Origin of the sequence: Catenibacterium faecis (genome assembly GCF_014306455.1) — a bacterium.
GTDB classification, from domain to species: domain Bacteria; phylum Bacillota_I; class Bacilli_A; order Erysipelotrichales; family Coprobacillaceae; genus Catenibacterium; species Catenibacterium mitsuoka_A.
On sequence record NZ_JACRWG010000138.1, the window covers coordinates 1 to 1,273 of the forward strand.

General features: G+C 31.7%; 1 protein-coding gene. It reads right to left on the reverse strand.

Annotated elements, in window-relative coordinates:
• Positions 1 to 91: 91 nt before the first annotated feature.
• Positions 92 to 1,273 (reverse strand): IS110 family RNA-guided transposase (locus H8909_RS13100; RefSeq protein ID WP_187013141.1); only part of this gene is annotated, 1,182 nt, incomplete at its 5' end.

Here is a 1,273-nt window from a genome sequence, read left to right on the forward strand (position 1 = left end):
AAGTGTGAAACAAAAATCAATCAAAACGTATAAAAAAAGACAAACTTAAAAACAAGTTTGAATAATTTAGAAAAAATAGAATAGTTGAATTTTATGGTTTAGTTAATTTAGAAACGTCAAAACCTGATTTCTTAAGAAACTCAATTGCTGATTCTTCTGTTAAATCTTGTTGCTTTATAGGTGGCTTAGGATTTCTAAATGATTCATAATCTGAAGGATTAAATGTCTCTCCAGTAAGAATCATATGGTATATACTGACAAGCATCATTCTTGCAATTGCGATAATGGCTTTCTTGTGGCCTCGTCTCTTTTTGATACGAGAATACTTAATTCCAAAATAGCCCTCCTTATCTTTGATTGCTCCAAGAGCACACTGAACTAATAAAGGTTTTAAATATTGACCTGCTTTAGAAATACGAACTGATTTTTTCTTATTAGCACTTTCGTTATTTGCAGGTGCTAATCCAGCCCAACAGGCTAGTTGTTTATCTGATTCGAATTGTTTCATATCTACTCCGATTTCTGAAATAATAAGAATTGCAGATAAAGTGCTGATACCTGGTAGTTGGGTGATGTGCATGAATTGATCGAACATTGGTGCTGCACGTTTCATTAGTTCGATTTCACAGTTATCAATATGGAGTTGTAATTCTTCCATATGAATCATTGATTCATTCATTTTAAACCTTTGATCAGTTTCGATATTGCAGTGTTTAATGGAATCTAGAATCTTATCTTTATTTTTACACGATCCATGGATACATTTCAAAATTTTCTCATCTTCAATGATATCTGACTCAAGTACTTCTTTCATGATTGATTGTGCAGACTTTCCAAACGGATCTGAAAATACAGAACCAATACCGATATTGGAAACTGTCATACAGTTTTGATATCGATTACGTTCAGAGGAACGCATTCCAACCAATTTATAGCGATAGCGAGATATTTCTCGTAAAGCTCTTATTTCTTTGGGTGGTATAAAAGAAAATTTGATTAGATCATGTTTAAATAAATCACAAATCCATTTTGAATCTTTCTTGTCAGTTTTCTTCCCTTTAATTGCTTTGACATATTTTGGATGAGTTAAGTAAATATTGATTTCATCTTCTAAGATGTTGAAAATTGGAATCCAATATTTCCCAGTAGATTCCATGCATGCATCAAAGCATTTGTGATTAATGAGCCACTGTTTAAGATTCAGTAAATCAGGATTTAAAGTTGAAAACGTTTCTTGGATGTATTCGGTAATACGAGTTTTCTTATTAGTAAT